The following is a 16,256-nucleotide window of genomic DNA, read 5'->3' on the forward strand; positions in this document are numbered from 1 at the left end:
TTGGTGATATGTGGTAAAGGTTAATTAACAAAAATAAAACATTTTGGAAAATATTGCTTTTTAATAAATATAATGATTAAATGAAATTATCCAGATAATGGAAAATACTTCTTGTCTGAGAGATACTGGCCAGTATCAAGTAATGTTGTTGCCCCCTAAAAAAATCAGGAGTTGATCAAGTATGAAATCGTTATGGAAAAACAGTGTAGCGGTTCTCACCATTCTCTCGATCCTGCCATTTTCACAAGCTGCCGTGCATGCTGAACAAAAACATTCGGAGTCGATCGCGGCTTCTCAAGTAGACGTGCAAACGAAAAAATTGTCTATCGAAAAAGAAGGTAGATTGTCAGCGGCTGAACGAGCATTCGTAGGAAAAGTAAAATCGAAGAAGGGTGTACATCGCCAAGGCGACCTGTTTGTAGTCTCCCGTGGTGAAATGCCTACCTCTGGCTATAGTTTGAAGGTTGTTGGAACTCAGCAAGGATGGGAAATGCTCACGGTTTATGTAGATCTGACAAATCCTGCTCCAGAAGATATTACATTGCCAGCGGTGCACACACCTTATATCATTGTGCGTGCAAGTCTACCGTCATACACAACAATGGTGTTTATAGATGCAAAAACAGATAAGGTGCTGTTCCAATAAATCGCTTGATGTATAGAAGTGAAAAAAGGCCGGATGATTATATCCGGTCTTTTTTAGTCGGGACATGCTCTCAACACTTCGCAATGGTAAACTTCTTTGTTGCCTGTATGTCTGAGTGAAATAATAAAACCTGACTTGGAGTAATTTTTAATGAAAACGATTTTTATCACTGGTGCTTCATCTGAATTGGAAGAGCTACAGCAAAACACTTTGCTGAAAGAGGATGGAATGTAGTAGCTACTATGCGCACGCCTGAAAAAGAAACTGAATTCATTAAGTGAAACACTGTTTTAGTGTTAAGACTTGAGGTTGAAAAACAAGATACGATTCAAAACGCGCTAGTTTTCCTTAGATTGCTGGGCACACAACATAAAAAAACCGCTCCTTTTCGAGCGGTTTCCTCTTAGAATGAAGGTTATCCATTCTATGTGGCAATGTTTGCATGAAAATAATAAAAATGAATAATTTCCTACACAAAAAAACACTATCCAGCATTACGTTCCATTACAAGAACCAAACAACCCTTTTCAGACCATGGTTCATGTTTTGTATTAGGTCCATAACAGAGATAAGAACCTGCTCCATACTCAACATCATTGCTGATAAGAGCTCCATCTAATACGAATAATTCCTCAGTATCCTTATGCGTATGTTGAGGGAATTTTGCCCCCGGTGCAAATCGTACGACATAACGCAGTTCACCATTCTCATCTCGTAATGGAATTTGTTCTATACCATCCAAAACAAATTTCCACTCACTGCTTGTGATATCAACGGAAAAGAAATCTTTCATGTCATCATCTCCTTCTATACAAATCGTAACTTACGATGATATGTTGTTCAATATGAACAAAAATGAACTATTCTTCAGGAGAAATGAATGATGGAAATTCGTTTGTTACAGACATTTCAAGCTGTTGTCCAATGTGGTAGTCAGATAAAAGCGGCAAATCTGCTGCAATACGCACAATCTACCATCACGCTACACATCAATCAATTAGAAGAAAAACTCGGCATCGAACTGTTTGAGCGTAAAGGAAAACAAATGGTGCTAACCGAAGCCGGAAGACTTGTGAAAGAACAGGCAGATATTTTATTAAATCAAGTGGATGTAATCATTGAAACCGCAAAAGAATTTTCAATCGGTCAGAAAGGACTTATTCGGATAGGAGCAATTGATTCCATTGGCAAAACAAATTTGATTTCCGTACTAACAACGTTTATGAAAGAACATCCACAAATTTGTCTTTCCATCGAAAGTGGCGTAACCCAACAATTTAGTCAACGGATTATCGCTAACGAACTTGATATTGCCTTATGTCCGCCTCCATCACCAGAATTAAATCTTGAATTTTATCCGCTATATGAAGAAAATCTTTGTTTGATACTGCCAATCGACCATCCATTATCTACACAAGAAAAAATTTACATGTGTGATTTGGAAGATGAAAATTTCATTTTAACTGGACAATTGTGTGATTATCGGCGAAAAATAGAGCATGTTTTTCTTCATCATGGCTTTCATTTACACTCTAATTACGATGCAGCAAACATGGAGATGGTTTTAAATCTTGTACGACAAGGGTTTGGCATTGCTATGCTACCTAGCAATTTTGTTGCCAATTCACATCAATACGCTATTCGTGACATCCATGATATTTCATCCGCTTTACCTGTTGGATTAATCCGCAAAAAGAATAAAGTCCTCAGCCCTGCTACAGAAAAATTGGTAGCTAACATATTTTCATCCTGCTAAACCAACACAAAAAAGTCCTCGGTTTTGTTATTATCCGCTCTAAGGGGTACCGCCACATACCCATCTTGCATCAAGCCATACAAATAAACACCCAAGCCATATCGAAGATACTGTTTCGTCTGTTGTTAGAGAAAAACAGTCTTTGATATGGCTTGGGTGTTGTCTACGAGTACACCACGGCTACAATGAAGGTTGCATAGCTGGTGTTTTAAAAAATAGCCTCGTAGTTAGGCTTATATGGTATGTTTATTTATTCGGAAACAAATCGACTACTCATAATAAAGAGAGTTCATCACTTGTTTCCGAAAAGAAGGTTCTTAGCTTGATGGGCATGTGGAGGTACCCCTATGCATGATGAATGGTGATTTATGGATGATTCGATGTTACATACGTACCGGCGATCAAGTCATGGATCGAGCGTTTATCTTGACGAACAGCGATCATGATGGCGCTGACGATTATACCAATACCGAGTGTAATGAAGTACACGATCCCTCCGACCAAGTTGCGTAACAGCATAGTTCCGATTCCGACAGGCTCTCCATCGATTCGGGCGATGCGAATACCGACAATTCTTTTGCCCACCGTATAGCCATGCCAAAATACAGGAACGAGGAGGCTGTACAGCGAGGAGATGATATTGGTAACAATATTGTCTTCTGTATTGCCTGTAATGATATAGGTGATCAGTAGAAGCGGTAGTCCGATAATGAGTGCATCTAGCAGACCGGCACCGAGCCGGCGCCAAAATCCTACTGGATCGCTTGGCGATGTGGTGATTGATTCCATGTTTTCCCTCTCCTTGTTATTCGAATAGGAATATATATATGACTGCCCATTCGAAAATAGTGCAGATAAGGCTCCGTCTTTAACGAGACGGAGCCTTAATTTTCCATAAAATTATACACCTGTAAATTTATTATGACAAGGTTAAAAACATCCGAAGCATTACGGCAATCCTGCCAGGAATGGCGTCAATGACGATATGCTCGTGGGAAGCGTGGGCCCCATCACCAACAGGTCCCAAACCGTCAAGCGTTGGTGTTCCTGCATCAGCGGCGAAGTTTCCATCACTTGTTCCACCGACACCTTGCTCCGTCAATTCAAAGCCTTCCAGACGCGCTTGTTCCTGCGCATGCAAGAACAGGTGCTCGGTACCGGCAGTTCGTTCCATAGGTGGCTTGGTGATTCCGCCTTCTACGCACAGCTTGGCTTCCGGATGGACAGGGGTCAGCTGACTCATCAATCGGGTAATACGCTCGCTTTCTTCGCGGCTTTGGATACGTACATCAATTTCTGTCATGGCAAAGTCAGGTACGACGTTCGATGCGCTTCCGCCTGTAATGGTACCAACAGACAAAGTGGTGCCCGCCTCATAATCCGTAAACGATTGAATATCGAGGACGTGGTGAGCCAGCTCAGCAATCGCATTGATCCCCTTAGCGTGATCATTGCCTGCATGTGCAGCACGGCCTGTTACTTTTAAAAGGAAGTCTCCTCCGCCTTTGCGGCTTGTTTTCAAAGAGCCATCTCCAGCGGCAGGCTCCAGTACCAATGCATATTTACTTCTTTTTGCTTCTTCTCTAATGAGCATTTCGGAGGAAACACTGCCAATCTCTTCGTCGGTGTTCCAAAAAAAGACGAGCTTATTTTTGGGAGAAAGATTGTGTTCCATCATGGCCCGCAGGGCGAAATAGCTAAAAACAATCCCGGCTTTCATGTCGTATGTACCAGGCCCATAGAGTCGGCCATTTTCCTCGCGACAAGGCTCAACGGCTAATGTACCAATTTCTTTTACGGTATCGAAGTGACCGAGAATGAGGATTTGTTCGTCACCATCTCCAAACTCCATTCGCAGCTGATTTCCGTATTGCTCTTGTGGCAAGCTCTCCACCCGACACCCCAATTGGCGAAAGCGTTCTGCAATCAGGCTGCCTAATCGATCGACAGCTTGCTTGTTATGGGTAGGTGTTTCCATCTCTACATATGTACGCAGTTCCTCGATAATTTCTGGGAGCTGCTGCTGAAAATAGGACGTCCAGTTTTTCTCCATGTCAGCCTCCTATAATTCCTTTTACTAGCACTATAAAGCCTTGTTTGCTTTTCTGCCACTAAAATAAAGATTTGTGCATAAAATTCTGTATATTCTGCGTTTAAAATGTAGGTAAAAAATGATTGAAATTGTTTAGATTATGAGTAAAATAATCATTGTGATGCATAAATATAAGTTTTCATGCAAATTAATGCTGCGAATAGACTGCTTTATGCGTAAAAAATCAAAACAACGGGGGTTCATCATGAAGAAAACAAAATCATTTATTTCTCTGGCACTTACTTCAATGCTTGCAGTAATTGTGATCGCTGGATGCGGTACAGGCAATCAAACCGCAACAGGACAAGCACCTGCGCCTTCTGCTGGCGACAAGAAAACATTGGTCATGGCTACTTCTGCTGACTATAAGCCTTATGAGTATCACGATCTGAGCAGCGGAAAAGATGAGATTGTCGGCTTTGACATTGATATCGCGAAATACATTGCAAAAGAGCTCGGCTACGAACTGCAAATCAATGACATGAACTTTGACGGGCTTATTCCGGCACTGCAAACGAATCGCGCGGACTTCGTTATGGCTGGAATGACAGCAACGCCTGAGCGCGAGAAGAACGCTGATTTCTCCACCATCTATTACGATGCGAAAAATACGATCGTAGCAAAGAAAGACAGCAATCTGACCAAGCCTGAGCAATTGGCTGGCAAGAAAGTAGCGGTACAGCTCGGTTCTATTCAGGAAGGGGCAGCAAAGGAGATTGCAAAGACGGTTTCTGGCTTGCAGATCACTTCGCTGAACAAGCTGCCTGAGATTGTCGAAGAAGTAAAAGCGGGCCGTGTAGATGCTGCCATCATCGAGGACACGGTAGCGAAAGGCTTCGTGGAAAACAATGACTCTCTACAATTCACCACATTGGAAGAGAATGAACAGAACGGTTCTGCTGTTGCGTTCCCAAAAGGCTCGCCGCACGTAGAGAAATTTAATGAAGTCATTAAAAAGATGCAAGAAAACGGAGAAATGGACAAGCTGATTCAAAAATGGTTCGGCCAATAATCTCTCCAGGCAACGAAGAATAATTGTATAAGCAGCAAGAGGGGAGAATGGGCATGAATTTGGATTTTGAACAAATCGTGCCCTATATTCCTTTCATATTGGAAGGGATAAAGGGCACGCTACTTGTTACTTTGATTTCGGTTGTATTGGGATTTTTCTGGGGCTCCATCCTCGCACTCATTAAAATTTCGAATGTGAAATTGCTAAACTGGCTCGCGGTTGCTTATACTTCTATTTTCCGCGGGACACCTTTGATATTGCAGCTTACCTTTGTTTATTTTGCAACGCCACAGCTTACTGGCTACAACATTTCGCAACTGGAAGCAGCAGTACTGACGTTTACATTAAACTCAGGTGCATACATTTCTGAGACGATTCGCGGTGGAATATTAGCGGTGGATAAAGGGCAGTGGGAAGCGGCTAAAGCGCTTGGTGTACCATATCACCGGATGATGCTAGATATTATTTTGCCGCAGGCTGTTAAAAATATCTTACCTGCACTCGTCAATGAAACAATTGCTCTCTTGAAGGAATCTGCACTCGTTTCCACGATTGGTCTTGCAGACATCATGCAGAACGCGAATGTGGTCAAAGGCACCATCTTCCGCTATTTTGAGCCATACATGATTGCTGGTACCCTGTACTATGTCATGGTTATGATCCTGACTTGGGTAGCGCGCGTTTTGGAACGGAGGATGAGACTCAGTGATTAAGATCGATAACATTACGAAGTCTTTTGGACAACTAAATGTGTTGAAGGGCATCACGACGAACATCGGTAAAGGGGAGGTTGTCGCCATCATCGGTCCATCTGGATCGGGGAAGTCAACGCTATTGCGTTGCATCAACCTGATGGAGACACCAACGACGGGTACAATTACGATCAACGGACAAGAAATCACGGCTCCAAAAGCTGACGTGATGGGCATTCGTCAGCAAATCGGGATGGTTTTCCAGCATTTTCACCTGTTTCCGCATATGACGGTATTGAAAAACTTGACCTATGCTCCGATGAAAGTAAAAGGCATGTCTGCGGCTGAAGCGGAAAAAAAGGCGAGAGAGCTATTGGCGCGTGTAGGGCTGGCAGACAAAGCGGATGTCTTTCCATCACGCTTGTCAGGCGGTCAGAAGCAGCGTGTAGCCATTGCCCGTTCGCTTGTGATGGAGCCACAAATCATGCTGTTTGACGAGCCGACCTCTGCCCTCGACCCAGAGATGGTCAAGGAGGTTTTGGAGGTTATGAAAGGGCTGGCTGATAGCGGAATGACCATGGCAATCGTCACGCATGAAATGCGCTTTGCTGAAGAGGTGTCAGATCGTATTTTGTTCCTCGATGATGGTCGTCTGTTGGAGGATACGCCACCAGAAGAGTTTTTCCAAAAACCAAGAAGTGAACGTGCCCAGCAGTTTTTGGAGAAGGTTCGGTAATACAACTAGCCGCAGTGCCGATGAGGCTGCGGCTTTTTTCTTTGACACGAGCATATAGTTGGGCTAGAATCAGAAACAGCTTAGGAGAGGTAGTTCGAAAAATCGACTTTTAATCACGGAGTAGTCCATTTGGGCTCCTTTGGCATCGAAAAAGGCGTTTACTTCAGGTTCTCGCCACTTTCTTGGTGCTGATAGGGCGACTTTTTGAACATCTGTTTGAAGTCTAAAAATTTATTTATTTATTCTATTTTGAGGAGTGACTATTTTGGATCGTCAACGGTTGGTCATTTTGTTGGAAATGGCGATGATGGCGGCTCTTGCAATCGTATTTAGTCAGATCAAGGTTTTCGAAATGCCACAGGGCGGCTCTGTGTCCCTCGTGATGGTACCGATCGCATTGATCGCTGTTCGCCGTGGACTCGCCGCTGGTGTCATTACAGGGCTTGTTGTCGGATTTCTTCAATTGCTCTTGGGTAGTACAGTTGTCCATCCAGTTCAACTGTTGCTAGACTATCCGCTTGCTTTTGGAGCGCTGGGCCTCGCTGGGTTTGTTCGCCTGTCTGGCTACGAAGGAACGAAGCAACGAATCATGGTACTGTGGAGCGGCTTGTTCATCGGCGTGATTGGACGATTTGTCTGCCATTTTCTATCGGGTATTATTTGGTTTGGCAGCTACGCGCCAGAAGGTGTACCAGTCTGGCAATATTCCCTCATTTATAACATCACGTATCTGCTGCCAGAAATGATTATCGCGGGAGTCGTTTTGACAGTTGTGCTTAGCAGCGCATCGCAGCTGCTGTTCCCCGCACGCGATCGAGTCGCGTGAGAAGCAGGAAAAAATCGGTATCAAGTACAAACTATCCACATAATGTAATCAGGCAGCGAGTTCCGTTGCCTGATTTTTTACTTCTTAGACATATACTTTTTTCAGGTGGCAGGATACATGTTTATCCGACAGCAGAATATGATGTAATATGCACGTTTTTGAGAACACCTAAAGGAGGTGCGGCACGAAATGGGATTGCGCTCCTATCGCCTGCGACAGGGGGGCGCCTTGCGACGTGTTCTCGGGGTTGCGTTGGCTGTCGGGGGAATCACCATTTTCTTGTATTGGGCACCTCCGTGGGTTTGGTATAGCCTATTGGCATTAGCACTCATAGGGGCCGGCGTGTATTTGTATCGTGTGTAGTAATTTCGGTGAGGAGGGGTAGCATGCGGTTTTACACCATCAAGTTGCCGAAGTTCCTGGGTGGCATGATTCGGGGCATCATCGAGGCGTTCAACAAGAAAAAGTGAAGCTTCGGCCCCGAGCCTCCTTTGGGAGAAGAGTGGAGAAACGGGAGAAATGCAAAAAAGCACCTCGAGGGTGCTTTTTTTCGCATAGTTGATTTCAACTATACGCGAGTTACGAGACCGGATTTCAGTGCTCGAGTACTTACATAAACGCGCTTCGGTTTTCCATTTACGAGAATGCGCACTTTTTGTACGTTGACACCCCAGGTGCGGCGAGTTGCGCGCATGGAGTGGGAGCGAGCGTTTCCAGCTTTAGCAGATTTACCTGTTACAAAGCAACGACGTGCCATTAAGATCCACCTCCCTTGTTACATCTAACGGGATTTCCTTTGTGGGAAATACAAATACTCGACTATATTAGCACACCATTGCTGTCAATTGCAATACTTGACAACATGATTTACCGAGTCTTTCTCGTAGGGTTGATAGGATCGACAAAACGCTTCATTTCTCTTTTGTGTTAGTGTAGAATTGTAAGGAAGCATGGTTACGCTTACCTATGACGGTCAAGCTGTTTAACAGAGGAGGAGTCCTTGCATGACAGTGGAAATGAATACATCGCTAGGAAAGATCGATGTTACAGAAGACGTGATCGCACGGATCGCTGGAGGCGCGGCCATGGAAGTTTTTGGACTTGTGGGCATGGCTTCTCGCAAAGCGGTGAAAGATGGTATCGCTGAACTGTTAGGAAGAGACAACCTGAGCAAAGGTGTCGTCGTTCATAACACAAATGGCGAAGTAGTATTGGACATGCACATTATCGTCAGCTATGGCGTGAAAATTTCCGAGGTGGCAGGCAACGTTCAACGCCGTGTTCGATATACCTTGGAGCAAACAGTAGGCATTGATGTGACTGCTGTTAATATTTTTGTGCAGGGAGTTCGTACAGACAGGGATATGTAAGGAGGAACATCAGTTGGTACATACGCGTCTAGATGGCGTGCTGTTTAGCCGGATGGTTTACCTGGGGGCGAACCTTTTATCCGACAACGTCAGAGTAGTGGATGGATTAAACGTCTTTCCTGTGCCGGATGGCGATACGGGGACAAACATGAATTTGACTTTCTCTTCCGGTGTGGAGGAGCTGACTCGAAAAGAATCCCCCCGAATCACTGAATCGGCAGCTGCTTTGGCAAAAGGTCTGTTAATGGGCGCGCGCGGTAACTCCGGCGTGATTCTGTCCCAGCTATTCCGCGGCTTCAGCAAATCAGTCAATGGAAAAGATGAGGTTAACGCCCGTCAGTTTGCCGATGCCTTGAAAGCTGGTGTTGACTCTGCGTATCAGGCAGTGATGAAGCCGGTAGAAGGCACGATTTTGACTGTTGCCCGTGAAGCGGCGGAGATGGCTGTGCGTGCAGCGCGCACGTCAGATGACATTATCTCTGTCATGGAAATAACATACGAACAGGCGCAAGCTACGCTGTTGCGTACGCCGGAAATGCTGCCTGTTCTAAAAGAAGTGGGCGTAGTCGACTCAGGTGGACAAGGTCTCTTGTTTATTTATGAAGGGTTTTTGCGAGCGTTGCGTGGGGAAGAGCTATCCGCCGATCGTGAGCGTTCGGTACCTACAATCGGTCAGGAAGAGCTGGACAAGCTCATTTCTGATCAGCATAATGCACAAATCCACATGAAAACAGAAGACATCACGTACGGGTACTGTACGGAGTTTATGGTTCATGTCGCGCATAGCACCGAGTCGAACAAAAAGCCATTCTCAGAAGCGCTGTTCCGTAACCATCTGGATACGATGGGCGATTCACTACTGGTCGTCTCTGATGATGAGGTCGTCAAGGTACATATTCATGCAGAGCATCCGGGAAGCGTACTGCAATACGCTCAGCAATTCGGTAGCCTGCATCGATTGAAGATAGAGAACATGCGCGAGCAGCATGCGAACATTCTAAAAGCGGAAGAGAACAAAGGACAGGCGAAGCCAGAAACAGTTGCTCAACCTGCTACTGAGCTGCTTCCATACGGATTGATCGCGGTAGCTGCTGGTGAGGGAATCGCTACAATTTTGCGCAGCATGGGTGTACATGTGGTAGTAGAGGGCGGCCAAACAATGAACCCGAGCACAGAGGACTTCATGAAGGCCATCGCAGGACTGAATGCCCAGCACATCATCATTCTGCCAAACAACAGCAATATCATCATGGCAGCACAGCAGGCATCCGAGCTCGCTGAAGTTCCTGTATCTGTCATACCGACGAAGAGCATTCCGCAGGGATTAGCAGCACTGATCAGCTTCCGTACAGATGTTGAACCGGAAACGAACGTGCAAGCGATGATCAAGGCGATTGCCCAGGTGAAAACGGGTATGGTGACGCACGCGGTTCGAGACACGCAAATGGGTGAGGTACAAATCAAAGAAGGCGATTTTATCGGCATGGCTGAGAAAGAAATCGTCACAGCAGGCCCCGACTTGCTAGCATGCGCAACGACGCTACTCTTGGGAATGGTGGATGAAGACTCCGAAATCATTACGATATTCTTAGGAGAAGATGCGACAGAAGATCAAGCTCATGTTTTAGAAAAAGCTTTGTCTGATGCGTACCCGGATGCGGAAGTAGAGATCCAGGCAGGCGGTCAACCGTTGTATCCATTCATTTTTTCTGTCGAGTAAAAGACAAGTTTTTGAACACGAACGAATAGGGAGAGGAGCGATCGAGAATGCCAATTGTGATTCTTACCGACAGCGCGTCTGATATCGATGCGTCTGTGAGACAGTCATTGGGGATCGTGGCCGTCCCGTTGAAAATCATGTTTGGGGCCGAAACGTATGTGGACGCAGTCACTATCTCGTCTTCGGAGTTTTTCGATAAGCTGAAGCAATCGAGCGTGATGCCGACGACCTCACAGCCGTCTCCGCTTGAATTTGCCGAAGCGTACAAAGCGATCTATGAGAACTATGGCAAGGACGTGCAAATCATTGCCATACTCTTATCGGGTTCCTTATCGGGTACGTATCAATCAGCGATGATCGCCAAGTCGATGTTGGATGAAAATATCGACATTACGGTGATCGATTCCCGCAAAGCTTCGTTTGTTCATGGAATGATCTGCGTGGAGGCTGCCAAAGCCGCACAAGCAGGCAAGAACAAAGAGCAAATTCTGGATCAGATTGATCGTTATTTGGATGAGGTACAGGTATACTTTATTGTGGATACACTGGAGTTCCTGCAAAAAGGCGGTCGGATTGGCAAAGCATCTGCTGTCATCGGTTCGCTCTTGAATATCAAGCCGATTTTGACACTGGATCCTGCTGGGTACGTGTCTGCTTTTGACAAGGTACGCGGGACGAAGAAAGCTCTGAATCGCGTATTTGAAGCTTTGCAAGAGTACGCGAAAGGCGAGCCTGTGAAAATCGCCGTGCTGCACAGCAGTGTTCCAGATCAAGCGGCTGAGCTCTTGGAGCGACTCAAGCAAGAGTTTTCGGTAACGGATTCTTGGTTGGAACAGATTGGTCCGGTGATCGGTACGCATACAGGTCCAGGTCTACTCGGGATCGTCATGGTAAAAGATAGGTAAGATATATATCGTTCGGAGAGGAGCTTCCCTAAGGTAGGGGGCTTCTTTTTTATACGTGAAAAACAAGGGGGAGGTTCTCGTGAATAAGGATGATTTCCTTATCGAGTTGGAGGATATTGTGTATGACTCTCTATTTATTGGCAGTCATAAAGATGATTTGAATAAAGAAATTTCTGCTAATATGTGGTCTATTTCTTTAAGTAAGCAGTTAGCTAGTCAGTTCACAGTTGCTGATTTCATGAACTTTATCCATAAAGTAATAGAGAATAGACAACAGCAAATTTTAAAATCAAATAGTGATCATGGAATGCTGTTATATGTTTGGATCGATTGGCAGGCTTCGCGACTAAAATTGAATCTTATATCTCAGATTCACGAAAGACTCCCCTTTAGCGGGAAGATTGAAATCCTTGATGAGCTTGAACCAATCATTAACGAGTTTATTCATTCTTCGAATTATGATGGACTTCCAATAGATCGAGAACTAGATCGCGTAAAGGTATTCCTAATTTCACTTCCAAAAAAATAAAATGAGATTTATGAAGTTTGCACGCTTACATGCTGGTTGTGGGACCCAGAAGATACCGGCTTGACTAAACTTGAAGCTCCGCTTCTTTTTAGAGGGAGTTTTTTCATATAACCTGATTTGACCGCATGTTGTCAGCATAAATCAGTTATGATTGCTTTACGTACAGTTTCCTCTGTAGCGCTTTCAAAGGCTGTAGGATACAATGAGAGGGAATCTTGTTGAACCCCTTGTGATTCAGGAGGAGAACCGGTTGAAGTACAAAAGCGTATTTGATATTATCGGTCCAATCATGGTTGGGCCATCTAGCTCCCATACGGCTGGTGCAGCCCGTATCGGTCGTGTGGCTCGCAAGCTGTTTGGCAGAATGCCTTTGCGAGCAGAAATTGTGTTTTACGGCTCATTTGCAAAAACGTATCAAGGACATGGTTCTGATGTGGCGACTGTTGCAGGAATTCTTGACTTTGACACGTCGGATTTACGTCTGAAAAATTCGCTGGTGATTGCAGAAAAAGCTGGCATGGAAGTGGAGTTGTCCACTTCTGAGGTTTTGACAGAGCACCCGAACACAGCGCGGATCAAGCTGTCTGATGATGAGCGTCAGATAGAACTCGTTGGTGTTTCCATTGGTGGCGGGAAGATCGAAGTGTTGGAATTGAACGGGTTTTCCTTTCAGTTGGGCTTCGATACACCGACGCTCTTGGTCTTGCATGAGGATCGCTTTGGGATGATTGCGGCTGTGGCAAAGGTGCTGACCCAGCACAATATTAATGTGGGGCTCATGGAAGTGTCTCGACACACACGCGGTTCGCGTGCTTTGATGGCAATCGAAACGGATTCGACGATCTCCCCGGAAGTCCTGGAGGAAATTCGTCAAATTCCCCATATCTTTGACGTATCCCTGCTCGCATTGAACTAAGCAAAAAGGACGAGCAGGATTAGAGGAGTGAACAACCAGATGTTTCGTAATGTGGCTGAACTAGTAGAGTTGGCCGAATCCCAGGGGAAGAAAATCTCCCAGGTGATGATTGAAGCAGAAATGGAAGTTTCCCAGCGCAGTCGGGATGCCATTATGCAAGATATGTATGCCAACCTCGATGTGATGGAAAAAGCAGTGCGTCGCGGGCTTACTGAAGATATTCGCTCGCATAGCGGGTTGACAGGCGGCGATGCGAAGAAGCTGCAAACATATATGGAGACCAAGACATTTTTGTCTGGCCCCACACTTTTGAATGCGGTCTCGATGTCTGTGGCGGTTAACGAAGTAAATGCTGCAATGGGTACGATTGTCGCAACTCCGACAGCAGGAGCATGCGGCATTGTACCAGGGACGTTGTTTGCCGTATCCGACAAGCTGCAGCCGACTCGTGAGGATATGGTCAATTATTTGTTCACAGCAGGTGCTATCGGGTATTGCATTGCCAATAACGCATTCATTTCAGGTGCTGCAGGTGGTTGCCAGGCAGAGGTGGGCTCTGCAACGGCTATGGCTGCTGCAGCGATTGTAGAAATGGCTGGCGGTACGCCTGAGGAATCTGCCCAAGCAGTGGCGATCGCGTTGAAAAATATGCTCGGTCTGGTCTGTGACCCCGTAGCCGGACTGGTTGAAGTACCATGTGTCAAACGAAATGCGATGGGAGCAGCGATTGCGACGGTAGCCGCAGATATGGCAATGGCAGGCATCAAGAGCGTAATCCCGACAGATGAAGTCATCGATGCCATGTACCGAATCGGTTGCGCCATGCCGACAACCCTGAAGGAAACCGCACAGGGTGGTCTTGCTGCCACGCAAACGGGCCGCATGATCGAAGCCAAAGTGTTCGGCGTACGGATGGAGAAGTAAGATGGCTGGTGGATATCAATCGCCTGTCTCCCTTTTGCACGGGGTAGGGGAAGAGCGGGCGAAGGCATTTGCAGGACTGGGAATCAACAGCATTGGTGATTTGCTGGAGTATTTCCCGTCTCGTTATGAAGATTACCGTGTGCGCGATTTGACAGAAGTAAAAGACGGAGAGAGGGTCACGCTGGCAGGTACGGTGTACGGCGAACCCTCTGTTCGTTTTTATGGAAAAAGAAAATCACGACTGTCGGTCAAGGTTGTCATGGATCGTGTCGTGGTGACGGCTGTCTGGTTCAATCAGACGTTTGTCAAAAGCAGGCTGTCGCCCGGCAAGGAAATACTCGTCACAGGAAAATGGGACAAGCACAAGCTCCAGATCACTGTGAGCGAAATGACAGAAGTAGACTCCGAACGTGCGACAAAACGAGGCGAACTTGCCCCTGTCTATCCACTTGGCGGCGATGTGACGCATACACTGCTACGCAAAACCATTCAACTGGCGTTGCGTCAGTACGGCAAGGAGATTCCTGAGATCCTTCCTGCGGATATCGTGGAGCGCTACCGACTGATGCCGCGGATGCATGCCTTTCATTCGATTCATTTCCGGAAAATGCGGAAGATGGTCGACAAGCGCGGCGACGAATTATGTTCGAGGAGCTTTTCTTATTCCAGTTGAAAATGCAAACACTGCGCAAGATTAATCGGCAGCAAACGGAAGGCGTTGCTTTGGCGATTCCGATGGAAGAGGTACGGGAATTTGTCAAAGGGTTACCGTTCCCACTGACAGATGCACAGAAACGAGTAGTAAAAGAAATATTGGACGACATGCGGGCACCTCACTCGATGAATCGGCTGCTGCAAGGGGACGTAGGCTCGGGGAAAACCGTCGTAGCTGCCATCGCGCTGATTGCTGCGGTGAAAGCAGGTTATCAGGGAGCGCTGATGGTACCCACGGAGATTCTCGCTGAGCAGCATGTGCAGTCGTTGACGAAGCTCTTGTCCGATTACGGCATTCAGGTAGCGCTCTTATCGGGCTCGCTGACGGCGAAACGTAGGCGCGAAGTCATCGGCTCTTTGCAAATGGGGTTAATCGATGTTGTGGTTGGTACCCATGCGCTCATTCAAGAGGATGTCTTTTTCTCCCGTCTTGGTCTCGTGATTACGGACGAGCAGCACCGATTCGGTGTAGAGCAACGGCGAATTTTACGGAATAAAGGCTTGTCACCTGATGTCTTGTTTATGACTGCAACACCAATTCCGAGAACACTGGCAATTACGGCATTTGGCGACATGGACGTCTCGACGATTGATCAAATGCCTGCGGGGCGCAAACCGATTGAGACGACATGGAAAAAGCATGATCAGTTTCCGGATGTGCTGGAGCAAATGAGGGATGAGCTGCGCAAAGGACGACAAGCGTACGTGATTTGTCCACTCATTGAGGAGTCGGAAAAGCTCGATGTGCAAAACGCGATTGATGTACATGCTCAGCTCACCCACATTTTCCCTGAATTCGGTGTAGGCCTGATGCATGGGCGACTGCCAGCGAAGGAAAAGGATGCAGTCATGCAAGCCTTTCTTGCGGCAGAGCATGCTGTCCTGGTCAGTACAACGGTCGTAGAGGTTGGTGTAAATGTGCCGAATGCTACCTATATGGTCATTTATGATGCGGAGCGGTTTGGTCTTGCTCAGCTTCACCAATTGCGCGGGCGGGTAGGACGTGGTTCTGAACAGTCGTATTGTGTGCTGATCGCCGATCCGAAATCCGAGATTGGAAAAGAGCGGATGCGTGTCATGTGCGAGACGACGGATGGATTTGAGCTGTCGCAGCGCGATTTAGAATTGCGCGGACCGGGTGATTTTTTCGGGACAAAGCAGAGCGGCTTGCCGGAGTTTAAAGTCGCTGATTTATTAAGTGATTACAAAGCGCTGGAGGTAGCGAGACAGGAGACTGTCAAGCTGGTAGCAGAGGATTCTTTCTGGCGCGACGAAAAGTATCACTGGCTGCGTGACTATTTAAAGAATGAAGGCGTGCTAGATGGTGTCGTCTTCGATTAGGAAAGGAAGCCTTCCCACTTCAAGGGGACTGACCCCCGTCCGTAGGACAGGTATCAAAACACCATTGCGAATTAAGC

General features: G+C 46.3%; 18 protein-coding genes and 1 pseudogene. 15 read left to right on the forward strand and 4 right to left on the reverse strand.

Going from position 1 to position 16,256, the window contains the following annotated elements; translation table 11 throughout:
• Positions 1-181 precede the first annotated feature (181 nt).
• Positions 182-646: a protease complex subunit PrcB family protein gene (locus tag ACQ5DJ_RS25615; RefSeq protein WP_429844894.1), complete on the forward strand. Its 465-nt coding sequence runs from the start codon at positions 182-184 to the stop codon at positions 644-646.
• A gap of 484 nt (positions 647-1,130) precedes the next feature.
• On the opposite strand, the gene ACQ5DJ_RS25620 is transcribed toward ACQ5DJ_RS25615, so the two are convergent.
• Positions 1,131-1,439, reverse strand: coding sequence for a cupin domain-containing protein (locus tag ACQ5DJ_RS25620; RefSeq protein WP_429844895.1), 309 nt, complete (start codon positions 1,437-1,439; stop codon positions 1,131-1,133).
• A gap of 87 nt (positions 1,440-1,526) precedes the next feature.
• Between ACQ5DJ_RS25620 and ACQ5DJ_RS25625 the strand changes: the two genes are divergently transcribed.
• Positions 1,527-2,402: a LysR family transcriptional regulator gene (locus ACQ5DJ_RS25625; protein WP_429844896.1), complete on the forward strand. Its 876-nt coding sequence runs from the start codon at positions 1,527-1,529 to the stop codon at positions 2,400-2,402.
• A gap of 366 nt (positions 2,403-2,768) precedes the next feature.
• Here the strand turns inward: ACQ5DJ_RS25625 and ACQ5DJ_RS25630 are convergent, their stop codons facing one another.
• Positions 2,769-3,191: an RDD family protein gene (locus tag ACQ5DJ_RS25630; protein WP_429844897.1), complete on the reverse strand. Its 423-nt coding sequence runs from the start codon at positions 3,189-3,191 to the stop codon at positions 2,769-2,771.
• A gap of 130 nt (positions 3,192-3,321) precedes the next feature.
• Positions 3,322-4,455, reverse strand: a complete 1,134-nt coding sequence (locus ACQ5DJ_RS25635) for a M20 family metallopeptidase (protein WP_429844899.1) — start codon at positions 4,453-4,455, stop codon at positions 3,322-3,324.
• 244 nt (positions 4,456-4,699) lie between these two features.
• Here ACQ5DJ_RS25635 and ACQ5DJ_RS25640 point away from each other — a divergent pair, with 244 nt between their 5' ends.
• The 6 genes from ACQ5DJ_RS25640 to spoVM all read left to right on the forward strand — a co-directional run bounded on the left by ACQ5DJ_RS25640 (position 4,700) and on the right by spoVM (position 8,230).
• Positions 4,700-5,506, forward strand: coding sequence for a transporter substrate-binding domain-containing protein (locus ACQ5DJ_RS25640; protein ID WP_429844900.1), 807 nt, complete (start codon positions 4,700-4,702; stop codon positions 5,504-5,506).
• Between the two features lie 53 nt (positions 5,507-5,559).
• The gene (locus tag ACQ5DJ_RS25645; protein WP_144614264.1) at positions 5,560-6,219 is read left to right on the forward strand and encodes an amino acid ABC transporter permease; all 660 of its coding nucleotides are present in this window, start codon (positions 5,560-5,562) and stop codon (positions 6,217-6,219) included.
• Positions 6,212-6,934, forward strand: coding sequence for an amino acid ABC transporter ATP-binding protein (locus ACQ5DJ_RS25650; protein WP_069849464.1), 723 nt, complete (start codon positions 6,212-6,214; stop codon positions 6,932-6,934). Before ACQ5DJ_RS25645 ends, ACQ5DJ_RS25650 begins: the two co-directional genes overlap by 8 nt.
• Positions 6,935-7,199: 265 nt before the next feature.
• Positions 7,200-7,760 (forward strand): energy-coupled thiamine transporter ThiT, encoded by a 561-nt coding sequence (thiT, locus tag ACQ5DJ_RS25655; protein WP_017249451.1) that lies wholly within the window; start codon positions 7,200-7,202, stop codon positions 7,758-7,760.
• 189 nt (positions 7,761-7,949) lie between these two features.
• Positions 7,950-8,123 carry a hypothetical protein gene (locus tag ACQ5DJ_RS25660; protein WP_007728365.1) on the forward strand — a complete coding sequence of 58 codons (174 nt, stop codon included), beginning with the start codon at positions 7,950-7,952 and terminating at the stop codon, positions 8,121-8,123.
• Positions 8,124-8,146: 23 nt separating this feature from the next.
• Positions 8,147-8,230 carry a stage V sporulation protein SpoVM gene (spoVM, locus tag ACQ5DJ_RS25665; RefSeq protein ID WP_005831022.1) on the forward strand — a complete coding sequence of 28 codons (84 nt, stop codon included), beginning with the start codon at positions 8,147-8,149 and terminating at the stop codon, positions 8,228-8,230.
• A gap of 98 nt (positions 8,231-8,328) precedes the next feature.
• Here the strand turns inward: spoVM and rpmB are convergent, their stop codons facing one another.
• Complete coding sequence (gene rpmB, locus ACQ5DJ_RS25670; RefSeq protein ID WP_005831020.1) at positions 8,329-8,517, reverse strand: 50S ribosomal protein L28; 189 nt, start codon at positions 8,515-8,517, stop codon at positions 8,329-8,331.
• A 247-nt stretch (positions 8,518-8,764) separates the two neighbouring features.
• Between rpmB and ACQ5DJ_RS25675 the strand changes: the two genes are divergently transcribed.
• The 7 genes and pseudogenes from ACQ5DJ_RS25675 (at position 8,765) to recG (ending at position 16,179) form a co-directional block, all read left to right on the forward strand.
• Positions 8,765-9,130, forward strand: a complete 366-nt coding sequence (locus tag ACQ5DJ_RS25675) for an Asp23/Gls24 family envelope stress response protein (RefSeq protein ID WP_144614271.1) — start codon at positions 8,765-8,767, stop codon at positions 9,128-9,130.
• 13 nt (positions 9,131-9,143) lie between these two features.
• Positions 9,144-10,850, forward strand: a complete 1,707-nt coding sequence (locus ACQ5DJ_RS25680) for a DAK2 domain-containing protein (protein WP_429844902.1) — start codon at positions 9,144-9,146, stop codon at positions 10,848-10,850.
• Between the two features lie 47 nt (positions 10,851-10,897).
• A complete protein-coding gene (locus tag ACQ5DJ_RS25685) occupies positions 10,898-11,755 on the forward strand; it encodes a DegV family protein (protein WP_429844903.1) in 858 nt (285 codons plus the stop codon).
• 79 nt (positions 11,756-11,834) lie between these two features.
• Positions 11,835-12,284, forward strand: a complete 450-nt coding sequence (locus tag ACQ5DJ_RS25690; RefSeq protein WP_429844904.1) for a hypothetical protein — start codon at positions 11,835-11,837, stop codon at positions 12,282-12,284.
• A 250-nt stretch (positions 12,285-12,534) separates the two neighbouring features.
• Entirely contained in the window at positions 12,535-13,200 is a 666-nt protein-coding gene (gene sdaAB / locus ACQ5DJ_RS25695; protein WP_069849455.1) for an L-serine ammonia-lyase, iron-sulfur-dependent subunit beta, read from the forward strand.
• A gap of 39 nt (positions 13,201-13,239) precedes the next feature.
• Positions 13,240-14,124 carry an L-serine ammonia-lyase, iron-sulfur-dependent, subunit alpha gene (gene sdaAA, locus ACQ5DJ_RS25700; RefSeq protein WP_017249446.1) on the forward strand — a complete coding sequence of 295 codons (885 nt, stop codon included), beginning with the start codon at positions 13,240-13,242 and terminating at the stop codon, positions 14,122-14,124.
• Between the two features lies 1 nt (position 14,125).
• A pseudogene (gene recG, locus ACQ5DJ_RS25705) lies at positions 14,126-16,179 on the forward strand (ATP-dependent DNA helicase RecG).
• Positions 16,180-16,256: the final 77 nt, after the last annotated feature.

It is taken from the genome of Brevibacillus sp. FIR094, assembly GCF_050477165.1.
GTDB lineage: Bacteria > Bacillota > Bacilli > Brevibacillales > Brevibacillaceae > Brevibacillus.

Excerpts from the sequence above, each read along its gene's own strand:
- ACQ5DJ_RS25615 (WP_429844894.1), top strand. The coding sequence starts at position 182 with ATGAAATCGTTATGGAAAAACAGTGTAGCGGTTCTCACCATTCTCTCG.
- ACQ5DJ_RS25620 (WP_429844895.1), bottom strand. The coding sequence starts at position 1,439 with ATGAAAGATTTCTTTTCCGTTGATATCACAAGCAGTGAGTGGAAATTT.
- ACQ5DJ_RS25625 (WP_429844896.1), top strand. The coding sequence starts at position 1,527 with ATGATGGAAATTCGTTTGTTACAGACATTTCAAGCTGTTGTCCAATGT.
- ACQ5DJ_RS25630 (WP_429844897.1), bottom strand. The coding sequence starts at position 3,191 with ATGGAATCAATCACCACATCGCCAAGCGATCCAGTAGGATTTTGGCGC.
- ACQ5DJ_RS25635 (WP_429844899.1), bottom strand. The coding sequence starts at position 4,455 with ATGGAGAAAAACTGGACGTCCTATTTTCAGCAGCAGCTCCCAGAAATT.
- ACQ5DJ_RS25640 (WP_429844900.1), top strand. The coding sequence starts at position 4,700 with ATGAAGAAAACAAAATCATTTATTTCTCTGGCACTTACTTCAATGCTT.
- ACQ5DJ_RS25645 (WP_144614264.1), top strand. The coding sequence starts at position 5,560 with ATGAATTTGGATTTTGAACAAATCGTGCCCTATATTCCTTTCATATTG.
- ACQ5DJ_RS25660 (WP_007728365.1), top strand. The coding sequence starts at position 7,950 with ATGGGATTGCGCTCCTATCGCCTGCGACAGGGGGGCGCCTTGCGACGT.
- spoVM (WP_005831022.1), top strand. The coding sequence starts at position 8,147 with ATGCGGTTTTACACCATCAAGTTGCCGAAGTTCCTGGGTGGCATGATT.
- rpmB (WP_005831020.1), bottom strand. The coding sequence starts at position 8,517 with ATGGCACGTCGTTGCTTTGTAACAGGTAAATCTGCTAAAGCTGGAAAC.
- ACQ5DJ_RS25675 (WP_144614271.1), top strand. The coding sequence starts at position 8,765 with ATGACAGTGGAAATGAATACATCGCTAGGAAAGATCGATGTTACAGAA.
- ACQ5DJ_RS25685 (WP_429844903.1), top strand. The coding sequence starts at position 10,898 with ATGCCAATTGTGATTCTTACCGACAGCGCGTCTGATATCGATGCGTCT.
- sdaAA (WP_017249446.1), top strand. The coding sequence starts at position 13,240 with ATGTTTCGTAATGTGGCTGAACTAGTAGAGTTGGCCGAATCCCAGGGG.